The 14,591-nt window shown below is 65.0% G+C and carries 16 protein-coding genes and 1 pseudogene; 6 read left to right on the top strand and 11 right to left on the bottom strand.

Annotation, left to right across the window (positions count from 1 at the left end; translation table 11 throughout):
* Positions 1-49: 49 nt before the first annotated feature.
* Positions 50-1,045 carry a CorA family divalent cation transporter gene (locus tag FG93_RS18730; RefSeq protein WP_052513930.1) on the top strand — a complete coding sequence of 332 codons (996 nt, stop codon included), beginning with the start codon at positions 50-52 and terminating at the stop codon, positions 1,043-1,045.
* 22 nt (positions 1,046-1,067) lie between these two features.
* Here the strand turns inward: FG93_RS18730 and FG93_RS33315 are convergent.
* A pseudogene (locus FG93_RS33315) lies at positions 1,068-1,235 on the bottom strand (cation transporter); the annotation flags it as partial.
* Between the two features lie 182 nt (positions 1,236-1,417).
* Between FG93_RS33315 and FG93_RS18740 the strand changes: the two are divergent.
* Together FG93_RS18740 and FG93_RS18745 are read left to right on the top strand one after the other, a co-directional pair.
* Entirely contained in the window at positions 1,418-2,590 is a 1,173-nt protein-coding gene (locus FG93_RS18740) for an isovaleryl-CoA dehydrogenase (RefSeq protein ID WP_043237047.1), read from the top strand.
* Between the two features lie 4 nt (positions 2,591-2,594).
* Positions 2,595-3,113, top strand: coding sequence for a gamma-glutamylcyclotransferase family protein (locus FG93_RS18745; RefSeq protein ID WP_081881653.1), 519 nt, complete (start codon positions 2,595-2,597; stop codon positions 3,111-3,113).
* A 103-nt stretch (positions 3,114-3,216) separates the two neighbouring features.
* Here FG93_RS18745 and FG93_RS18750 read toward each other — a convergent pair whose 3' ends face one another.
* The 3 genes from FG93_RS18750 to FG93_RS18755 all read right to left on the bottom strand — a co-directional run bounded on the left by FG93_RS18750 (position 3,217) and on the right by FG93_RS18755 (position 6,041).
* A complete protein-coding gene (locus FG93_RS18750) occupies positions 3,217-5,013 on the bottom strand; it encodes an ABC transporter ATP-binding protein (protein WP_043237048.1) in 1,797 nt (598 codons plus the stop codon).
* Positions 5,014-5,435: 422 nt separating this feature from the next.
* A complete protein-coding gene (locus FG93_RS32945; RefSeq protein ID WP_161783843.1) occupies positions 5,436-5,609 on the bottom strand; it encodes a hypothetical protein in 174 nt (57 codons plus the stop codon).
* Between the two features lie 9 nt (positions 5,610-5,618).
* Positions 5,619-6,041 carry a rhodanese-like domain-containing protein gene (locus FG93_RS18755; protein WP_043237050.1) on the bottom strand — a complete coding sequence of 141 codons (423 nt, stop codon included), beginning with the start codon at positions 6,039-6,041 and terminating at the stop codon, positions 5,619-5,621.
* 110 nt (positions 6,042-6,151) lie between these two features.
* Here FG93_RS18755 and FG93_RS18760 point away from each other — a divergent pair, with 110 nt between their 5' ends.
* The 3 genes from FG93_RS18760 to FG93_RS18770 all read left to right on the top strand — a co-directional run bounded on the left by FG93_RS18760 (position 6,152) and on the right by FG93_RS18770 (position 8,011).
* Positions 6,152-6,841, top strand: a complete 690-nt coding sequence (locus tag FG93_RS18760; RefSeq protein WP_043237052.1) for a DUF599 domain-containing protein — start codon at positions 6,152-6,154, stop codon at positions 6,839-6,841.
* Positions 6,842-6,940: 99 nt separating this feature from the next.
* Complete coding sequence (locus FG93_RS18765) at positions 6,941-7,639, top strand: alpha/beta hydrolase (RefSeq protein WP_043237053.1); 699 nt, start codon at positions 6,941-6,943, stop codon at positions 7,637-7,639.
* A 105-nt stretch (positions 7,640-7,744) separates the two neighbouring features.
* Positions 7,745-8,011 (top strand): DUF3253 domain-containing protein, encoded by a 267-nt coding sequence (locus FG93_RS18770; RefSeq protein WP_043237055.1) that lies wholly within the window; start codon positions 7,745-7,747, stop codon positions 8,009-8,011.
* 27 nt (positions 8,012-8,038) lie between these two features.
* On the opposite strand, the gene FG93_RS18775 is transcribed toward FG93_RS18770, so the two are convergent.
* The 7 genes from FG93_RS18775 to FG93_RS18805 all read right to left on the bottom strand — a co-directional run bounded on the left by FG93_RS18775 (position 8,039) and on the right by FG93_RS18805 (position 14,492).
* Positions 8,039-8,827, bottom strand: a complete 789-nt coding sequence (locus tag FG93_RS18775) for a YdcF family protein (RefSeq protein ID WP_043237057.1) — start codon at positions 8,825-8,827, stop codon at positions 8,039-8,041.
* Between the two features lie 171 nt (positions 8,828-8,998).
* Entirely contained in the window at positions 8,999-9,526 is a 528-nt protein-coding gene (locus FG93_RS18780; RefSeq protein ID WP_081881654.1) for a lysozyme inhibitor LprI family protein, read from the bottom strand.
* Between the two features lie 39 nt (positions 9,527-9,565).
* Positions 9,566-10,186: a glutathione S-transferase family protein gene (locus FG93_RS18785; RefSeq protein ID WP_043237059.1), complete on the bottom strand. Its 621-nt coding sequence runs from the start codon at positions 10,184-10,186 to the stop codon at positions 9,566-9,568.
* A 96-nt stretch (positions 10,187-10,282) separates the two neighbouring features.
* Positions 10,283-12,283 carry an acetyl/propionyl/methylcrotonyl-CoA carboxylase subunit alpha gene (locus FG93_RS18790; protein WP_043237061.1) on the bottom strand — a complete coding sequence of 667 codons (2,001 nt, stop codon included), beginning with the start codon at positions 12,281-12,283 and terminating at the stop codon, positions 10,283-10,285.
* A gap of 120 nt (positions 12,284-12,403) precedes the next feature.
* Positions 12,404-12,841, bottom strand: a complete 438-nt coding sequence (locus tag FG93_RS18795) for a hypothetical protein (RefSeq protein WP_052513931.1) — start codon at positions 12,839-12,841, stop codon at positions 12,404-12,406.
* Between the two features lie 426 nt (positions 12,842-13,267).
* Positions 13,268-13,948 carry an HAD-IA family hydrolase gene (locus tag FG93_RS18800; protein WP_043237062.1) on the bottom strand — a complete coding sequence of 227 codons (681 nt, stop codon included), beginning with the start codon at positions 13,946-13,948 and terminating at the stop codon, positions 13,268-13,270.
* Positions 13,949-14,003: 55 nt separating this feature from the next.
* On the bottom strand, positions 14,004-14,492 hold the full coding sequence (locus FG93_RS18805) for a hypothetical protein (protein ID WP_043237063.1): 489 nt from the start codon (positions 14,490-14,492) through the stop codon (positions 14,004-14,006).
* Between the last annotated feature and the right edge of the window lie 99 nt (positions 14,493-14,591).

Below are 14,591 nucleotides of genomic sequence, written 5' to 3' on the forward strand. Positions count from 1 at the left end.
GCGGCAGCGCAACCCCTCATGAGAAATCGCCCGTCTGGGCGTGGCCGGAATGCTCCATGATCTGCAATCCCGGGCCGGGTTCGTCTGGGTCTACCGCTTTGATTCCGACGGCTATGCGCATCTCCTTCCCCGTCGCGAGATGCCCGACCTTGCCCTCTCAGAGGCCGAGTTCGTCTGGATCCATCTCGATCTCGTGCATGGCCGCGCCAAGCAATGGGTCGCCGATTGCACCGCGCTGCCCGCCGAAGCGCAAACCCTGTTCCTGACCCAGGACGACCATCAGCGCCTGCATCACAATCGCGATTTCGCCTGGGGCATCACCTTCGACCAGATCCGCGAGGTCGACAGCCCCGCCGATGAGATGGGCATGCTGCACTGGATCATCGCCGACCGGTTCCTGCTGACGGGCCGGCGACAGGCCATGCAGGCGACGCGCCTGACGCGCGACGCGCTGGAGGCCGGCTATCGGGCGAGCTCGCCGGTCATGCTGTTCGAGCGCATCATCGAATTCGTCATCGAGGATGTGGCCGAAGCGGTGATGCAGCTGACCGAGGATACCGACTCGATCGAGGACCATGTCATCGACGAGCGCGTCAGCGACGAGGCGCGCCGGCTCGGGTTGATCCGTCGGCGCACGGTCAGGCTGCATCGCCAGCTCAACGGCCTGCACCAGCTCTTCCGCCGCTTCTCCGAGAATGCCTCGACGCGGGCCGCGCCTGAGACCGTGAAGAGCGCTGCAAGCCGCCTGCTGCAGCGTGTCGACACCATGCTGACGGACGTGCAGATCGTGCAGCAGCGCGCGCGCCTGTTGCAGGACGAGATCGCCTCGCGCCTGACGGCCCAGACCAACAGCCATCTCTACGTGCTCTCGATCCTGACCGCGACGCTGATGCCGGCGACGCTGATCTCCGGCTTGTTCGGCGTCAACACCAAGGGCCTGCCCTTTCTCGAGAATGAGTGGGGCTTCGTCTATGTCGTGATCCTGTGCGCGCTGGCGGCGCTCAGCGTGTATCTGCTGCTCAAGCGCCGCGACATGATCCACTGAGCCCAGGCAGGCTCCCGATGCGTCACATCGCGGCGATACGTGGGTTCACCTCGACGGTGACATGGGACAGCATCGGCAATCCGGCGAGCAGCGCCTTGTAGGCAGCGGGCGGCTTCGGGTTGGTGGCCACCACCGAGACGATCGCCGAGCAATGGCCCGGCCCGACCTGCCAGAGATGCAGGTCGGCGATTTCCGCCCCTTTGGGGATAGGATAGGTAAATCGATGGCTGGTGCTCCCGTAGCATCGCAGATCACCCGCCTGTGTGGCCACACCCATCCGGGGGAGGCGCTGGAACAGCCTGACAGCGCCGCAAAGCGCGCTATAACGCTGCAAAGCCGTGCCCGACGCGCGGCAACTTCCGGGAGGCCACCATGCTCGCCAACGCCCCGCGACCGTTCAATTTCGATCTCGGCGAGACCGCCGACGCCATCCGCGACACGGTCCACGCCTTCGCGCAGGAGAAAATCGCCCCACGCGCCGAGGAGATCGACCGTTCGAACCAGTTTCCGCGTGATCTCTGGCCAGAGATGGGGGCGCTCGGTCTGCATGGCATCACGGTCAAGGAAGAGGATGGCGGCGCGGGCCTCGGCTATCTCGAGCATGTCGTGGCGATCGAGGAGGTCAGCCGGGCCTCCGCCTCGGTCGGCCTGAGCTACGGCGCCCATTCGAACCTGTGCGTCAACCAGATCGCCCGCAACGGCAACGCCGCCCAGAAGGCGAAGTACCTGCCAAAGCTGATCTCGGGCGAGCATGTCGGTTCGCTCGCCATGTCCGAGCCCGGCGCCGGCTCGGACGTGGTCTCGATGAAGACACGGGCCGAGAAGAAGGGCGACCGCTACGTCATGACCGGCAACAAGATGTGGATCACCAATGGCCCGATCGCCGAGACGCTGGTGGTCTATGCCAAGACCGACCCCGCCGCCGGCGCGAAGGGCATCACCGCCTTCCTGATCGAGAAGGGCATGAAGGGCTTTTCGACCGCCCAGAAGCTCGACAAGCTCGGCATGCGCGGTTCGGACACCTGCGAGCTCGTCTTCGAGGACTGCGAGGTGCCGGAGGAGAACGTGCTCGGCCAGGTCGGGCGCGGCGTCAACGTGCTGATGTCGGGCCTCGACTATGAGCGCGTCGTGCTCTCGGCCGGGCCGCTCGGCATCATGCAGGCGGCCATGGACGTGGTCATGCCCTATATCCATGAGCGCAAGCAGTTCGGCCAGTCGATCGGCGAATTCCAGCTCGTCCAGGGCAAGGTCGCCGACATGTACGTGATGATGAACGCCTGCAAGGCCTATGTGTATGCCGTCGCCAAGGCCTGCGACCGCGGCGAGACCACGCGTGAGGATGCCGCCGGGGCCATCCTGATCGCGGCCGAGAAGGCGACGCAGATCGCGCTCGACGCCATCCAGCTTCTGGGCGGCAACGGCTATATCAACGATTATCCAACTGGCCGCCTGCTGCGCGACGCAAAGCTCTACGAGATCGGAGCCGGCACCAGCGAGATCCGCCGCATGCTGATCGGCCGCGAACTGTTCCAGAAGACGAAATAGACCAGTGCCCCTCTATTTCGCCTACGGGCTCAATATGGACATCGCCGGGATGGCCAAGCGCTGTCCCGGTTCGAAGCCACTCGGTCTCGCGCGCCTGCCGCGGCACCGCTTCATCGTGACGACAGACGGCTATGCCTCGGTCATTCGCGACCCGCGCGAGGCCGTCCATGGCGTGCTCTGGGACTGCGCGCTCGGCGACATCCGCGCACTCGACAAGTTCGAGGACATCGCCAGCGGTCTCTATGTCAAGATCAATCAGCCCGTCATCGTCGAGGGCGGCGCCAAGCGGGCCCTCGTCTATGTCGGCCGCTCCGGCACGCTCGGAAAGCCACGCCCCGGCTACATGGAAACCGTCATCGCCAGCGCCAAACACTGGGCGTTGCCAGAGACTTACGTCACGGGCCTGAATCGATTTCTGACCAAACCGAATCTCGACATGAAGTCGTTGAATCCAGATGCGAACGCAGAGCTTCCGCCTGGCCCGGTCGCGGGCGTCCGGCCGCGAGCCTTGGCTCCGAAATAGGTCGCCCGGAACCACCCCCATCCCCCCACAGTGGACGAAGACGCGTATGGTCGGGGCAAGCCCGACCATACGCAAAGGGCGCTCCGCCAGGCAGTCTGGCGGCTTATGCCGCCAGACCCTTCGCCAGTTCGCTGACCTGCTTCTCGAATAGCGCGCGATAGGCGCCGTTCTCGCGGGTCAGCAGCGCCTCGTGGCCACCTTCCTCGACCACCCTGCCGCGATCGAAGACCAGGATGCGGTCCATCGCGCGCACGGTCGAGAGCCGGTGGGCAATGACGATGGTTGTGCGCCCCTGCATCAGGCGCTCCATCGCCTCCTGGATCAGTGCCTCCGATTCCGAATCGAGGCTCGAGGTCGCCTCGTCCAGGATCAGGATCGGCGCATCGGCCAGGAAGGCACGGGCGAGCGCAACACGCTGGCGCTCGCCACCCGAGAGCTTGACACCACGCTCGCCGACCAACGTCGCGTAGCCCTTGGGCAGGCGCATGATGAAGTCATGCGCGTTGGCGAGCTTCGCCGCCTGGACAATCCGGGCCATCGAGGCGCCCGGCTTGGCATAGGCGATGTTCTCCGCCAGCGACCGGTGGAACAGCACCGGCTCCTGCTGCACGATCGCGATCTGCGCACGCAGGGAGGTCTGCGTCACATCCGCGATGTCGCGCCCGTCGATGGCGACGCGCCCGTCGGAGACGTCGTAGAGCCGTTGCACAAGCTTGACGAAGGTCGTCTTGCCGGAGCCGGAGCGCCCAACCAGACCCACCTTCTCGCCAGCCCGGATCGTCAGCGAGAAATCGCGATAGAGCGGCTCTGCATGACCTCCGTAATGGAAAGTCACCCGCTCGAAAGCGATCTCACCCGCCGGCACCACCATGTCGGTCGCCCCCTGGCGATCGGGCACGCCATAGGGATGGGCGTGCATGGCGACGAGTTCCTCCATGTCGTTCACCGAACGCTGGAGGTTGTGCACGTGCTGGCCGACATCACGCAGATAGCCGTGAACGACCGCATAGGAGGTCAGCACGAAGGCGACGTCGCCCGGCGTGGCCTGGCCGTTGGCCCAGAGCCAGATCACGAGGCCGATGACCGCGGCGCGGAGCGCCAGCAGCACGATCTGCTGGGCTGTACCCGAGGTCGTGCCGCGCACCCATGTCCGGCGGGTCCTGAGCGCCCATTTCGCCAGGACACCGGCCAGGCGACCGTCCTCGCGCAGCTCGGCGCCATAGGCTTTGACCACCGGGTTGCACGAGATCGCATCTGCCAGCGCACCGCCGACACGCGTGTCCCAGCTGTTGGCGAGCCGCGCCGCGGGCGCGACATAGCCAAGTGACAGCGCGATCGTGACACCGACATAGACCAGTGAGCCGAGGAGGACGACGAGGCCCATCGCCGGCCAATGCCATGCCAACAGCGCCGTCGTGCCCACCAGCACGACCAGCGACGGCAGCAACGCGATCAGGACCGTGTCGGTCAGCAGGTCGAGGGCCCACATCCCGCGCGTGATCTTGCGCACCGTCGAGCCGGCAAAGTTGTTGGCGTGCCAATCGGTCGAGAAACGTTGCAGGCGTGCGAACGCCTCCTGCGCCGTCTCGCTCATGGTGCGCAGCGTCATGCCGGTGATGCCGATGAAGCCGAGATGCCGGAACAGCACGCTGACCGCACCGAGCACGAGCATCGCGCCCAGCGCCCATAGCGCCGCATCGAGCGCGCTCGCGCCCTCGCCCGCCACCGCATCGACGAGGCGGCCGGCATAAAGCGGCATGAACAGGTCCGCGGCAGTCGCCGCCATCATGGAACCGGCAACGCCGAGGACGGGCCCCGGCTGGCGTGCCCAATGCCGGAATGTGAAGCCGAGAACGGCCCGGAACGGCTCCTGCCGCCCGGTTGAGGATTGAAGAGACATAGAGGTCATTCGGCGCCACGCGGGAGCCGACTCCAAATCAGGTGGAGCCGATGCGAGTGCAATCGTCTCCGGATGAAACGTAGAGATGAAAAACCCTGGCTGGGGACCGCCTCAGGCGGGCCGCGGCAATGTCCGACCTAGTGGCGGGACATTCGTGGGGGAGTGGCGACGATGATGATGAATTGCATTCAGCCCTCCCCTTTCGCGTGTTGAAAGCCAAGGCAGACAACATGCCGCATCGGCAGCTAACGCGCAAGCTGCCCGTACTGCAACCGGGGCATGTGTGGCGTCGATGGCACAGGCAATCCTGGGGCAACCCAAGAAAGCGGAACGGCGGTGCCTCGCGGAACGCACCCCGTCGCATCTCCCGCAAAAGTATGGTTCTGGTTCTCGCCCAGACGATACGTGGCTTGCCGGATTTCCTACCAGAACAACGCGAGCAGCCTGGCAGCGATCACCAGCAGAAAGGCGACAATGATGGTTCCGAGCACCTGCTGGCGCTTGGCGCGATCGGGAAACTGGCGAGCCAGCAGGCGCCCAAGCGGCTTGCGGAAGATGAAGCCGGCGACGAGCAGAACGATCAGGATGTGGGACAAGATGCAGGCCTAGCCCTTGTCGCCGGCGTTCCTCGGCTCCGGCGCATCGAAGGGCGCACCCGCCTTCTTCCAGGCGCCGAACCCGCCGGCAATATGCGCCACCGGCTTCAGCCCCATCTCCTGCGCCGCCTGCGCAGCAAGCGCCGAACGCCAGCCGCCGGCGCAGAAGAAGACGAAGCGCTTGTCCTGCTGGAACACCGGCTTGGCATAGGGGCTCTCGGGATCGATCCAGAATTCGAGCATGCCGCGCGGGCAGTGGAAGGCCCCCGGCATGCGCCCTTCCCGCTCCAGTTCACGCGGATCGCGCAGATCGACGAAGACGACGTCGTCATGGCCGACCAGTGCACTCGCCTGCTCGACGGAGAGCGTCTCGACCTTGGCCTCGGCTTCCGCCAGCAACGCCTTGTAGCCCTTGGTGATCACTTGCGGCATTGCCAGCCTCCATCTCGTCGGCGGCACCGTGGCTGCTCGTGCACATCGCGTCAATCGCGGGCTTGCAGCGCGGCCATGCCGACAGCACTCTGGCCCAAAGGAGGCGATTCATGGCCGGCTTCACGACGATCGACACGATCGCCTTCATCTTCTTCGTTGCCTCCTGGCTTGGCTATGGCCTGGCCGTGGAGCAGGGTCCGCATGCGGAGCGAAGCCTCAACGCCCGGATGAATATCCGCCGCGCGCGCTGGATCCAGGAATCGGTACGGCGCGAAAACCGCATCATCGATACCCAGGTGATGAACGGGCTGCAGAACGGCACCGCCTTCTTCGCCTCGACCTCGCTGATCGCAATCGGCGGCTCGCTCGCTCTGCTGCAGTCCACCGACCGCGTCGTCGCGATCTTCGCCGACCTGCCCTTCACCGCGCCGACGTCTCGCGCGGCCTGGGAGATCAAGGTGATCGGGCTTGCCGTGATCTTCGCCCATGCGTTCTTCAAATTCGCCTGGAGCTACCGGCTCTTCAATTATTGCGCGATCCTTCTTGGCGCGATCCCGCCCATGGAACGCCGGGAAGAGCAGGAGACGAAGGACGCCGTCCGCGAGACCATCGCGATGAATATCGCCGCCGGGCGGCATTTCAACCGCGGCCAGCGCGCCTTCTTCTTTGCGCTCGCCTATCTCGGCTGGTTCATCGATCCCTGGCTGTTCCTTGCCGCAACGGCCGCCGTGCTGACGGCAATGTGGCGCCGCCAGTTCGCTTCGGAATCCGCGCGAATCTTCACAAGTCCCGGTCACTGATTCGCGCAGCCTAGCCGCCGCGATTGCGCTGGACACCGGCGGAACCTCCGTGAGACCGTCAACGGGGGGCGAGCCGATCCGCGGATCAGGGAGGCCAGCATGAGCAAGCAGACAGCGATTGTCCTGGTGCATGGATTCTGGGGCAACGCCTCACACTGGAACAGGGTGATCCTCAAGCTCTCCCGCAAGGGCTACACATCGCTCCATGCCGTCGAAATGCCGCTGACCTCGCTGGCCGATGATGCCGAGCGCACCCGCAAGATGGTCGCGCAGCAGAATGGCCCTGTGCTCCTGGTCGGGCATTCCTATGGCGGCGCGGTCATCACGGAAGCCGGAGATCTGCCCAACGTGGTGGGTCTCGTCTATATCGCGGCCTTTGCGCCGGATGCTGGCGAGAGCCCGGGCGGCATTACCCAGCAACACCCGCCAGAGGCAGCAGCGAACCTCTCTCCCGACAGCGACGGCTATCTCTGGGTCCTGCCCGACAAATTCCATGAGAGCTTCTGCCCGGACCTGACGCCCGAAGAGGGTTTCGTGATGAGTGTGACACAGAAGGCCCCGCTCGCCAGCACCTTCGGCAACACGATCACCGCGCCAGCCTGGAAGAAGAAACCGTCCTGGTATCAGATCTCCAGCGAGGACCGGATGATCGCGCCTGCAAACCAGGAGCGCATGTCGGCCCGGCTCAACGCGCGAAAGGTCATCACGCTCGCCGCCAGCCACGCTTCGCTCGCCTCCAAAGCTGAAGAAGTCGCAGCTCTGATCGACGAAGCAGCGAAGGAGACCGCGCCGGCTTGAGCCCCTTCGTCACTGTGCCTTCGACATCAAGCGGCCGGGCAAGCCGATCCCAGCGCCAAGGCCTCACCGCTTGACGAATCCTTCATCCCTGCCTTTCTGGGCAGCATGACCGACCAAGTTGACGCGCTCGAAGCCGCCATACTCGACCTGCTCACGGAAGCAGGAGCGGGCCGTACGATCAGTGCCATGGATGCGGCGCGCCGCGTCGGCGGCGACCACCCGGACGGCTGGGGGCCGCTGATGCAGCCGATCCGGCGCGTCGCCGTGCGGTTGATGAAGGAAGGCCGGCTGGTCATTACCCGGAAGGGGCGCCCGGTGGACCCGGACGATTTCCGCGGCGTCTACCGGCTCTCGTTGCCGAGCAGCGAATAAGCCCGCCTCGCGCAGCATCCCGCGGCGTCAGGGAGCAGGGAACAGCGCGTCCGTGTAGCCGGCAGCGTAATAGGCAACGAGACCAGCCCATTCCTTGAAGGCAAGCTGTGCAATGTCGAGGCCGAGGGACGCCTCACGATAGGGCCGGAAGAAATCGGCAGGCTCATTGCCCGAGAGATGATCGACCGGGAATGCTTCGACCGCGAACCCGGCCTTGCGGAAGACGCCCATCGCGCGCGGCATGTGCCAGGCCGAAGTCAGGAGCAGCCAGCGCTCGCCCGGCTTCGGCATCACGAGGTCACGGGTGAAGATCGCGTTCTCTCGGGTGTTGCGCGACTTATCCTCAAGCACCAGCCGCTCCGGAGGCAAGCCCAACCCCTCGAACAGCAGTTTGGCGCCATCGGCTTCGGTCTTGATCACGGGCGAGAGCAGATTGGCGCCGCCCCCGGTGAAAACGATCCTGGCCTCGGGATGCAACCGGGCGAGCTCGACCGCCTTGGTCATGCGGGCACCGGCGTGGTTCAGCACGATGTCGCCGCGCGCCACGCCGATTGCGCCGCCCAGCACGATGACGCCGGCCACCGGCCCCCTGGCGGCCTCCTGCTGGGGAAAGCGATTATCCAGTGGCCGCACGATGATGCGCGGCAGCGGACTGAACGACAGAACCAGGATGCCGAGCATGGCAAATCCGCCGAGCCAGCGCGCCGGACGCGCGAAGCGGGTGAAGGCCAGCAGCGCCGCTACGGCAGCCAGCAGGATCAGCAGATTCACCGGCGAAAACAGGAACCAGATAATCTTGGACAGGACGAAAAACATCGGCAGCCCCCGGAGCGGACTGACTGTCTAGAGCATCGGTCAGAAAAGTGTATTGCGGTTTTCGGGAAAGCCGATGCGAACATGGAAGGTTAGATCATAGTGCCGGATGCGATATCCGGTACGATGATCTAAGCGATGAAGAGACGACGCTGCATTAACGACACACGACGCTCAACGGATAATGCTGGGTGGATTGGAGGGTCGGCGCACCAGGTTGCGCTGCCCGACCATCCGCTCGAGCTCGAGCGAACGGCTGGCCACCTCGCGCAACATGCAGCCTGCCTGCATCCCGGCCATGCGAACCGACGGCTGCATGCTCCCGTAGAACGCGCATTTCTGCGCGGCATAGCCTTCCCAGGCGACCTGCAGCGCGGCGAACTGGCCGCGCGCGCCGCTGTCGGCATTGCGCATCACCGCCTGGCTGGCGAAGGTCAGGCGCTCGCGCCAGACCACCTCTTCCCGCCTCGCGCAGTCGGTTTCGGCAGCGCGCCGATCGCCTGAGGCCGCTCGCACGCAGGTGACCGCCACCGAACCGATGCAGGAACTGGCTGCGGTACCGCTCTGGCTCAGGCAGGACACCATCTGCATGCGGTCGGCCGACAGCACCGGGTTCGAGGGAGGCGACTGCGCCCAGGCGCCGCCGGAAGCCATTGTTGCCAAGCCGAATGCAAGGATTCCGGAGCGGATCATGGGCACCATCACGTCAACCTCCGCAGCGACGGCAAGGCGGCGACACGCTCACGTGATCGGCAGGGGCAGCGCCGGCTTCGCAGCAGGCCGGGCAACCACTGTCTCATACCAGCGCTGGACATTCGGCCGGGACGCGCGCGGCACCGGCATGTTGAGCCAGCGATGCGCGCCCGGCGCGACGGTGATGTCCGCCATCCCGAAGCGCGAGCCGGCAAGGTACTCACGCGAGGCGAGATGCGCCTCGAGGATGTCCAGCTTCGCCTCCGTCTTGGCGATCGAGGCCTCGATCACGGCCATGTCGCGTTTCTCGGCCGGTGTCCGCATCAGACCGAGGAAGGCCGGAGCCATCGCCGGCTGCAACTCGGCAATCATCCAGTCCATCCAGCGATCGGCCTCGGCGCGGCGCGAGGGATCCTCCTCCCAGATCCAGCCTGCCCCGTAGCGGGCCGCGAGATAGCGCACGATGCTGCTGGACTCCCAGATGCAGACATCGCCGTCTTCCAGAACTGGGATCATGCCGTTGGGGTTCTTCGCGAGATAGGCCGGCTCACGGTTGCCTCCGAAGGCACCGCCAAGATCGATCCGCTCAAAACTCTGGCCGACCTCGCCGGCCGCCCAGACGGCCTTCTGCACATTGATGGAACTGATCCGGCCCCAGATCGTCAGCATGAAGAGCTCCCCGTCATCTCTTGGCGGGAAGGACTTTCCTGCCTGACGGCGCGGAAAGCAAATCGTTCCATCCGCAGGCGATGTGCTGCCTCTCGCTCAGGCAAATTCCATGATCACGGCATCGACCGCCAGCGAATCGCCCTCCTTGGCGAGGATCTTCGCGATCGTGACGTCCTTCTCGGCGCGCAGCACGTTCTCCATTTTCATGGCCTCGACCATGCAGAGCGCCTCCCCGGCCTTGACCTCCTGGCCAACCTTCACCGACACCGCCTTGACCAGCCCCGGCATCGGGCAGAGCAGGAACTTTCCGGTATCGGCCGCAACCTTCTCAGGCATCAGCGCCGCAAGTTCGGCCTCGCGCGGCGTATAGACATGGGCGTTGGCATAGGCGCCGGCATGGCCGAGCGATACGCCGTTGAGGATCGCCCTCACCTGCGCCGCAAGCGAGACACCGTCGAGCGTGCCGCGCCAGACCGGCTCGCCCGGCCGCCAATCGGAAGCGATCGCCAATGAGCGGTCGCCGAAGCTGACAAGGATCGTCTCGCCCTGCTCCGCCACGATGCCCTCGAAGCGCTCGCCGCCGAGCGTCACGATGCGGGTGCGCTCGAACTCGACCCTGCGCCACCCCTCCATCTGGGCCGAGACATGTCGCTTGCGCTGGTTGAGACGGTGGTCGCAGGCGATCGCGATCGCGGCCATGCGCAACGCGATCTCTCCCTTCGGCTGCGGCAGGGAAAAGCCGTCCGGAAACTCCTCGGCGATGAAGCCCGTCGACAATTGTCCGGAGATCCAGCGCGGATGCTGCATCAGCGCCGAGACGAACGGGATGTTGTGGCGGATACCCTCGATGGCGAAAGCGTCGAGAGCACGGGCCTGCGCCTTGATCGCCGCCTCGCGCGTCGGCGCATGGGTGACGAGCTTTGCGATCATCGGGTCGTAATAGATCGAGATCTCGCCGCCCTCGAAGACACCCGTGTCATTGCGGACCGTCGCCTCGCCATCCGGTCCTTCGGCCGGTGGGCGATAGGTCACCAACCGGCCCGTCGAAGGCAGGAAATTGCGGGTCGGGTCCTCTGCGTAGACGCGGGATTCGACAGCCCAGCCGTTCAGCTTCACATCGGCCTGCGTCAGCCGGAGTTTTTCGCCATAGGCGACACGAATCATTTCCTCGACGAGGTCGATGCCGGTGATCATCTCGGTGACGGGATGCTCGACCTGAAGCCGCGTGTTCATCTCGAGGAAGAAGAAGGAGCGGTCCTGCCCTGCGACGAACTCGACCGTGCCCGCCGAATCATAATTCACTGCCTTGGCCAGAGCCACGGCCTGCTCGCCCATCTTCCGCCGTGTCGCCTCGTCGAGCAGCGGCGACGGCGCCTCCTCGACGACCTTCTGGTTGCGGCGCTGGATCGAGCACTCGCGCTCGCCGAGATAGATGACGTTGCCGTGCTTGTCGCCGAGCACCTGAATCTCGACATGGCGGGGATCGACGATGAATTTCTCGATGAAGACGCGATCGTCTCCGAAGGAGGACGCGGCTTCTGATTTCGCCCGGGCAAAGCCCTCGGCGACTTCACCGGCCGAATGGGCAATGCGCATGCCCTTGCCGCCGCCACCGGCCGAGGCCTTGATCATCACGGGATAGCCGATCTCGTCGGCGATCTTCACCGCATCGGCCGGGTTTTCGATGACGCCAAGATGGCCTGGCACGGTCGAGACCTTGGCCGCCGCCGCCGCCTTCTTCGACTCGATCTTGTCGCCCATCGCAGCGATCGCGCCGGGATTGGGGCCGATGAAGACGATACCGGCATCCTTGAGCGCCTGGGCGAAAGCCTCGCGCTCGGACAGGAAACCATAACCGGGATGGACAGCCTCTGCCCCTGTCGCCTTGCAGGCAGCGATGATCCTGTCGATTAGCAGATAGGATTCGGCCGCGGGCGCAGCGCCGACATGCACCGCTTCATCCGCCATCTCGACATGGAGCGCGTCGCGGTCGGCATCCGAATAGACGGCGACGGTCTTAATACCCATTCGCCGCGCGGTCTTGATGACACGGCAGGCGATCTCGCCACGGTTCGCGATTAGAATCTTCGTGAACATGGGTGGCGTCTCCCGACTGTCTGAAAACACTGTGACAGTCGGGGTTTATTGGAGGCTGCAGCCCGCGTCCACTGATGCGAAAGTTCGGGAATGGGCGGCGGGCTGTGCGCGACCGCCTGATCAGTTGGTCCGAAGAACGCGCTCGATGCGCTGCCCCGGCGCCATGAACGCGCTCTTGCGCATCGCGAAGGCGATCAGCATCTCGTCGCAGCGATCAGCCTCACGCACGATCTCGAAGGCGATGCGTCGTGCCGTCTCGGTCGGGCCGTCGCCTGCAGAGAGCGTCGTCACCAGCCAATGTGCCTTCTCGCGATCGATCACCCCGGTCGGGCGGCTTTCCCAGACAGCGAAGTCGACGACCAGCGTGACCAGGTAATTGGCGAAGGATGCGCAGGTCGCGACGACGGCGCGATCGAGCGCAATCAGAATATCGATGACATCACGCGTCATCACGTTGTCGAGCAAGATTCCGCGCTGGAGTATATTGGTATCTTGATCGTCGATCGCGTGCTTTTCCATCACACGATCGACGAATTCACGGAGCTCATGACCAATCATCGTTCGACTCCTGCCCAGCTTTATTGTCCGCCGGTGCGTTCCTGTTGTGGGAACACCATGATGCAGCACCAGACAGCAGGTGGTTAACGGCTAAATCTGAACTTCTGTTCAGGTTAAACGGCCCTGATCGGACGTGGTTGCGAGGATGTTACTGAGGGATGGCGCATAGGCCGGGCCGCAGTCGAAATCCCGCATCTCGCCGGTTTCCGCTCGGGCACGCCGCCCGCCTCCCCGCGACGGCTGCCCCTCCGCGCGTCTCCTTCCGGGATCGGACGTCTCGGCAGCGCGACTGGGCACGATTTGCAGTTCGCCCGGGATGTGAAGCGCCGGAGCGATGACGTGGATCAGCTTCCGATCCAATCCGTCGACGCCGGGAGACTGAAAAACCCGATCGGAACGGACATTTCGCTACGCCTTTTACCGTCCTCAGGCCGGCTCAGCCACCGCGAGCCCGTCAATGATCGCCGTCAACTCGACGCAATCGGTGAGGACATGGCGCGCGCCCAGTGCCTGCAGGGACGCGACCGGCTGGAAGCCCCAGGACACGGCAACCGGGGTTACACCTGCGGCAACCGCCATCTCGATATCGAAGGAACTGTCGCCGACCATCAGGGTGCGTTCCGGCTGCGCGCCGGTTTCCCTCATCGCCTGCAGGATCATGCCGGGATGCGGCTTGGACGGCGCATCATCGGCCGTCTGGATCGTCGCCATGTGCTGCCGCCAGCCATAGCGCTCGACGATGTAATCAGCACCACGACGCGACTTGCCGGTCGCGATGCCGAGCATTGTATCGGGCCGCGCAGCCAGCGCCTCCAGCATGGCGGCAACGCCCGGGAAGAGCGGCTCGGCGAGGCTTGGATCGGTTTCGGCCTGCTGCCGCATTGCGCCGAAAACCTCCCTGTAGGTTTCCGTCAGATGGTCGTCGGGCCGCTCCAGCCCCGCAAGCTGCATCAGCGCAATATCGAGCGTCAGCCCGACGATGCCGAGCCCCGCCTCGCGGCCTGGGTAGACCAGGCCGCAACGCTTGAAGGTCTCGACCTGGGCGCCGAGGATGATGGCCGCTGAATCGATCAGCGTGCCGTCGAGATCGAATATGACGAGGTTCATGCCGGCGGTGTATCGTGGATCGCTACTGCGATCCACTGCGCCCGGCGCGGCTCCGTCATGACCGGCTCTCGCGGGAGCAATCCGCTACCGCCTTGCGCAGGTCGTCGCCGTCGAGCCCCTTCGCCCGGCTCTCCTTGCGACATTCGGCGCGGGCCGCCAGATCGGGCCGCTTCGCCTTGAAACAGGCGGCCAGTGCTTCGCGCCGCGCGGCCCCGGTCAGGCCACCGCCATCAGCTTCCGTCTTGCAGGCGGTACGCGCCGTCGCGGCCGTCGGCTTGCCGTCGCGCGTCAGCCCATCGCGGGCATAGAGCTGGACGCCCGGAAACTTCGCCTGCATGCAATCGCGCATCGCCTGGCGCAGATCGTCGCCGCTCAGCGCAACATGTTCGGCAACACAATCCTGCCGCGCCTTGGCGCGCTCGACGCGCGGCACCGGCTCATCGCCGGCTGCGGCAGCCGTTTGTGGGGCTGCTGGTGACTGCGCAGCGGCGGATGTTGCGAGTGAAAGGGTCAGGCCGGCGAGAATGAAGGCGAAACGCGTCATCGGAGCACCTGCGTAAGAGTGACGAGAACAAAATTAGAACATATCCGATTTTGTTCTGCAAGCGTTCTCTTACGCAAGGTCATGAAAGCAAGGCTCCAC

This window comes from Allobosea sp. LC85 (assembly GCF_000735605.1).
Taxonomy (GTDB): domain Bacteria; phylum Pseudomonadota; class Alphaproteobacteria; order Rhizobiales; family Beijerinckiaceae; genus Allobosea.

Coding starts and splice junctions, on each gene's coding strand:
- FG93_RS18800 (WP_043237062.1), bottom strand. CDS start 13,948: ATGAACCTCGTCATATTCGATCTCGACGGCACGCTGATCGATTCAGCG.
- FG93_RS18795 (WP_052513931.1), bottom strand. CDS start 12,841: ATGATTGGTCATGAGCTCCGTGAATTCGTCGATCGTGTGATGGAAAAG.
- FG93_RS18805 (WP_043237063.1), bottom strand. CDS start 14,492: ATGACGCGTTTCGCCTTCATTCTCGCCGGCCTGACCCTTTCACTCGCA.
- FG93_RS18765 (WP_043237053.1), top strand. CDS start 6,941: ATGAGCAAGCAGACAGCGATTGTCCTGGTGCATGGATTCTGGGGCAAC.
- FG93_RS18770 (WP_043237055.1), top strand. CDS start 7,745: ATGACCGACCAAGTTGACGCGCTCGAAGCCGCCATACTCGACCTGCTC.
- FG93_RS18740 (WP_043237047.1), top strand. CDS start 1,418: ATGCTCGCCAACGCCCCGCGACCGTTCAATTTCGATCTCGGCGAGACC.
- FG93_RS18790 (WP_043237061.1), bottom strand. CDS start 12,283: ATGTTCACGAAGATTCTAATCGCGAACCGTGGCGAGATCGCCTGCCGT.
- FG93_RS18760 (WP_043237052.1), top strand. CDS start 6,152: ATGGCCGGCTTCACGACGATCGACACGATCGCCTTCATCTTCTTCGTT.
- FG93_RS18730 (WP_052513930.1), top strand. CDS start 50: ATGCTCCATGATCTGCAATCCCGGGCCGGGTTCGTCTGGGTCTACCGC.
- FG93_RS18750 (WP_043237048.1), bottom strand. CDS start 5,013: ATGTCTCTTCAATCCTCAACCGGGCGGCAGGAGCCGTTCCGGGCCGTT.
- FG93_RS18780 (WP_081881654.1), bottom strand. CDS start 9,526: ATGGTGCCCATGATCCGCTCCGGAATCCTTGCATTCGGCTTGGCAACA.
- FG93_RS18775 (WP_043237057.1), bottom strand. CDS start 8,827: ATGTTTTTCGTCCTGTCCAAGATTATCTGGTTCCTGTTTTCGCCGGTG.
- FG93_RS18785 (WP_043237059.1), bottom strand. CDS start 10,186: ATGCTGACGATCTGGGGCCGGATCAGTTCCATCAATGTGCAGAAGGCC.
- FG93_RS18755 (WP_043237050.1), bottom strand. CDS start 6,041: ATGCCGCAAGTGATCACCAAGGGCTACAAGGCGTTGCTGGCGGAAGCC.